The 5079-nt window shown below is 34.1% G+C and carries 5 protein-coding genes and 1 pseudogene; all 6 read right to left on the bottom strand.

What is annotated here, in order from left to right:
- A pseudogene (locus tag AB3X49_RS17430) lies at positions 1-213 on the bottom strand (carbohydrate ABC transporter permease); the annotation flags it as partial.
- The gene (locus AB3X49_RS17425) at positions 210-1142 is read right to left on the bottom strand and encodes a carbohydrate ABC transporter permease (RefSeq protein ID WP_367963651.1); all 933 of its coding nucleotides are present in this window, start codon (positions 1140-1142) and stop codon (positions 210-212) included. The pseudogene AB3X49_RS17430 and the gene AB3X49_RS17425, both read right to left, overlap by 4 nt.
- Positions 1142-2239 carry an ABC transporter ATP-binding protein gene (locus AB3X49_RS17420; protein ID WP_367963649.1) on the bottom strand — a complete coding sequence of 366 codons (1098 nt, stop codon included), beginning with the start codon at positions 2237-2239 and terminating at the stop codon, positions 1142-1144. Before AB3X49_RS17420 ends, AB3X49_RS17425 begins: the two co-directional genes overlap by 1 nt.
- Positions 2236-2802: a glycerol-3-phosphate responsive antiterminator gene (locus tag AB3X49_RS17415; protein WP_367963646.1), complete on the bottom strand. Its 567-nt coding sequence runs from the start codon at positions 2800-2802 to the stop codon at positions 2236-2238. The genes AB3X49_RS17420 and AB3X49_RS17415 overlap by 4 nt, the downstream gene beginning before the upstream one ends.
- Before the next feature lie 307 nt (positions 2803-3109).
- Entirely contained in the window at positions 3110-3790 is a 681-nt protein-coding gene (locus AB3X49_RS17410; RefSeq protein ID WP_367963644.1) for a GNAT family N-acetyltransferase, read from the bottom strand.
- Positions 3791-4007: 217 nt separating this feature from the next.
- On the bottom strand, positions 4008-4880 hold the full coding sequence (locus tag AB3X49_RS17405) for an ankyrin repeat domain-containing protein (protein WP_367963642.1): 873 nt from the start codon (positions 4878-4880) through the stop codon (positions 4008-4010).
- Positions 4881-5079 lie beyond the last annotated feature (199 nt).

The raw sequence follows: 5079 nt of genomic DNA, 5'->3' as shown, positions 1-5079 counted from the left end.
GTTATATAAGTATGTAAAAAGAGGTACTTTTTGAAAAATATTAATGAAATTATCAAAAGTAAATTGAGTTGGAAATAACCTTCTCATTTGAATATCGTCTGGTGTCATAAAGCTTATTAAAAACGCATACAGTACAGGAAAAAACACCATTACTGCACTAATAATGAGCAGCATGTATAATAGGAAATTTTGTTTCCACTGTTTAACGATCATTTATAATGCACCTTTCTCTCAGCAAACTTAAATTGAAGTAATGTAGCAATAAAAATGAAAATAAATAATACCATCGCTTGTGCACTTGCTGTTCCAAATTTATGATTCACAAATGCCTCTTTATAAATCGAGTACACAATTAAATTCGTTGCATCATTCGGTCCACCGTGCGTTAAAATATCAATTTGTCCAAAGCTTTGGAATGCACTAATTAACGTTACTGTCACGATAAAAAATAAAGTTGGTGATAGCATCGGTAATGTAACGCGGCGAAGCTTATATAAATAACTAGCACCATCTATAGATGCACTCTCATATAAAGACGTATCAATATTTTGTAAACCACCTAATATAACTAAAAATGCAAATCCTGTATTCACCCAAACCGTTGTAACCGATACAGAAAACAGTGCCCATTCTGGACTCGTTAACCATGCGATTGCAGGAAGATTCATAGAGGCTAATATATTATTAAATAACCCTACACTTGGATGAAATAAAAATAGCCAAATCACTGCACTAGCAGCTACTGATATTCCCATCGTTGAAGAAAACAGTACTCGGAATAACCCGATCCCTCTTACTTTTTCATTTGCAATTAATGCAAGAAATAAGGCGAATACAATGCTAGTAGGCACTGTATATAAAACAAATAATAAAGTTGACTTTATACTTTTGTAGAAAGCAGGATCCGAAAATAAATATTGATAATTTTCTAAGCCAACGAAAAGATTAGCTTCTCCGTGTATATCTGTTAAATAAAAGCTATAGTAGATCGTCCTAAACAATGGATAGAAAAGAAAAATTGAAAATAACAAAATAGATGGCGCCAAAAACAATAATCCTATTCTTAAATCTTTCGTTCTGCCCCATAAACTCTTCTTTTTTGACACTGTTGTTTGAACTGGTAACTTACCTACTTCAATCATTATTTCGCCACCACTTTCAACTTTTCTTCAGCCACCACTTTTAATCGTTCATTCGTATTTTGGTGAAAGAAGCATAGTTTTTCTTGCGAGAATAATAATTTTACTTTGTCACCTTTGTTCAGGAGTAACTGTCCGATGACTTTCGCACTCCAAGTTGTTCCATTTACCGCAAAGTTTAATATAGATTCATTCCCTAATACTTCTACAGATTGCAGCGTCACTTCTTGTCCTTCCTCAGACAGCGCAATATGCTCAGGACGCATACCTATTCGAATAGTTCCTTCTGGTAATTGCTTTAGCTGTCCAATAGATAATGGGATTTGCAATTGCCCTATATGTAATATGCCTTTTTCTTTATCCACTTCCCCATCATTTATATTCATAGAAGGAGAACCTATAAAACTTGCAACAAATTCGTTTGCTGGTTCGTTATATATATCAAGCGGTGTTCCAACTTGTTGTATACTTCCTTTATTTAAAACCATAATACGATCTCCCATAGTCATTGCTTCTATTTGATCGTGAGTAACGTAAATCATCGTAATTCCTAATCGTTGCTGAATTTCTCTAATTTCAATCCTCATCTGTGCACGTAATTTCGCATCTAAATTCGAAAGTGGTTCATCCATTAAACAAATCGGTGCTTGACTGACGATGGCCCTAGCAAGTGCAACACGCTGTCTTTGCCCGCCTGATAATTGGCCCGGTTTCATTTTCACATACTCTTTCAGTCCTACCATTTCAATAGCTTCCATTAATCGCTTTTGTCGCTCTTCTTTTTGTACCTTCCTTACCTTAAGTCCAAATAAAATATTTTCTTCTACAGTTAGGTGTGGATATAATGCATAATTTTGAAATACCATTGATAGATTACGGTCTTTCGGCTCTAAATCATTTGCAACATGTTCATTAATAATTAAATCTCCCGAAGAAATTTCTTCTAAGCCAGCCAGCATTCGTAATAATGTACTTTTTCCACATCCCGAAGGTCCAACTAAAACAAAAAATTCTCCTCTTTTAATATGAACTGATACGTCTTTAACTGCTGTCTCTTCCGCATTTTTATATACCTTTGAAACATTTTTCAATTCAATCACAAGGTTGCACTCCTTTTTTCTTCTTGTATCCACACTTCATAATGACTCGTTGAAATTGCACTTGCTCCTGCACGAATTGCGATTTCTGCATCCTTTCGCGTTTGAATCAGCCCACCTGCAATAATAGGGAATTTTATTTCCTCCGCTAGCTGTTTAATAATAGAAGGCATAATACCAGGCATAATCTCTACTGCATTCGGTTTAGTCGTTTTACAATTTTCAATTGATTTTGTAAGAGATAAAGTATCAACAATAAAAATACGTTGAATCGTTTTCAATCCAATTTTATTGGCATTTCGAATTGTCGATCCCTTTGTCGAAATAATACCTTGTGCTCCGATAACATCTTGAATATATAAAAGTGCTTCCTCTGTGTTCGTATTTAAGCCTTGTATAAAATCACAATGAAGAAATACATCGTTTCCATGTTTCTGTAGTTCATATACACGCTCTGGTAACTCCAGCATTGAACCAGTCATAAGAAAAACTGTTTTCGGTAATTTTTTATATGTTTTGTACCCTTCCCAATCCTTTATCATCGCAATATAAGGTTCTTTAAACATTCATTCCACCTAGCTTTTCTATTTTTATCCAAACTAAAAACACCTACTTACATAGAACACCTTTCTCCTTATTTGAACTCTAGGGAATAGAGCACACCTAAGAAAGTGGCACGTTATATGTAAGTGGGTGTTCTCAAATGTTCTCTACCCTAGTTATTTTGTTATCTTTACTATATTACGCATTTATTAAGTCAGTTTTGATAAATTGTTAATTAGGTGTTAATCGAATGTTAATATTCACTATATTACTTTTACAATAATCTAGATATACGAATATAAACCAACAGAACACAACGATGTTTTAATTTCAATCAATATGTAAATTAATTCCATAATTAATGAGTTTTAGCTTTCTTGCCACTGCTTGCGAAGCAAAATTATCCCAAGAAGTACTATAAAGCGGAATGTGCTTTTCCTCTTGTATTGATATTGCCCAGGCTGTAACGACATCAGCACCATATCCATTCCCTTGAAACTCCGCTAAAGTTTCCACACTTGCCTCAGCAGCTACGGTCGTACTTCTGGCACTGCAACATATAGAAACTACCTTTTCATTTTTTACAATTGCAAAATAAGGTTGCCTCCATTCCATCTGTTCTATTAGATTAGGGAAATTTTCTCGCAAAAGCTCTTTATTTTTCTCTGTTATTTGTATCGCCCTAGTCGGCTTATTTAAATTATTTGGAAACATGTAAGCAAAACCTATCCAAATATTCTCCACCGTTCTCTCATCATTTAATACTTTAATAATCTTTGCTATCTCTATGTGATTTGAGCGTTCTCGAATTAATTTCTCAATCTTACTTATCATTTCACTATCCAGGTTATAATGATATCTCGTTATATTCCCTTCACGAGTTCGGCCAAGAAAAAAACGCGGCGCTTTCAGATTTCCATTTTCATTTACACTCTTTATTCTTCCTACTTGATTATGAACAAATAAAACCTCTGCCTGAATTGCTATTAACTCAAGTTCTGAAAATTTCATTTGTAGCCTCCTTAGTTACTATGTATATAAATTCCATCTAGTAAAGCTTTATAGAATACGCACATAAGAATTCCTTATCTATTCCTCTTTTTAAATAATTTTTTCAAAACAAAAATCCCATTCAAATACACATTACTGAATCCATCATATACTAACTGATTTCTTCATTCTGTCTATCTAAATGGGATTATTTTGTATTTTTTATTTCTTCAGCTTGTTATTCCGCCAGTTGTGGTTGCGGCTGTACTACTTCATTCGCTCCAGCTATCCTCAACATATTCGCAATATCTTTAAAACCTCTTTTTTCAGCATACTGCAGCGGCGTAATATTTTCCTTATTGGCCATATTTACATCTGCCCCGTGGTCAATAAGCATTTGAATTACTTTCTTATGACTTTCACTACCATTTCCTAATACAATTGCTTCTAATAAAGCTGTTCCACCACGTTCATTCTTATAATTCACATCAATATCTGTATGCTCTAATAATTCTTTAACAACCTCTACATGGCCACGCTCAGATGCAGAAATAAGTGCTGTTCCACCTGACTTAGTCGTTTCCTTCGTATTAACTCCTGCATTAATTAATACTTTTACAATATCCGTATATCCTTCTCCACTTGCATAAAGAAATGGATTGCTTTGTTTTTCGTCTTGAATTTCAATATCAGCACCCGCATCAATTAATGCTTTAACTGTCTCTACATGATTTTGATACGTCGCTGCAAGGACAGGCGTTTCTCCATTGTCACCTTCTACATTGATATTCGCTCCATCTTGGATCAGCTTCATAGCTGTTTCTGTGTCTCCAAGCGTCGCAGAAAGTAGCAACTGTTTGTCCATTAAATTTATACTTTTTTCTTCTTTAGATTCTTCCTGTTCTTTATGCTTTTCTTTTTTCTTTTCGTTTTTCACATGAACCGGTTTTGATTCTGGCTCCTCTTGCTTATCGCAAGCCACTACCGTCATTAAAAGTCCTAATAACATACATAATAAAATTTTTTGTTTTCTCACAACTACAGCTCCTATGAAAGATAATGTTTTCTTAACCATTCCTCCATCACATACAATAATTCTTCTTGAGTACATTTATCCATAAGCCCTTTAGATTCCTTCTTTAATCGAATTATTCTAAACTTATATCGATGTTTCTCAACCTATTGGAATGATACGCCTGATGGCCTCATCATTAACATTATGAAGCAATTAGTTTAGCACGTTTTTACCGCATTTGTATACATTTCTAAAAAGTACATAAATGATTGCTTTAGGTTACTATATTCCATTG

The organism is Bacillus sp. C30, from assembly GCF_040838255.1.
Lineage (GTDB): Bacteria > Bacillota > Bacilli > Bacillales > Bacillaceae_G > Bacillus_A > Bacillus_A mycoides.
The sequence above is the reverse complement of the archived record's forward strand: the minus strand, read 5'-3'. Positions and strand labels throughout refer to the sequence as shown.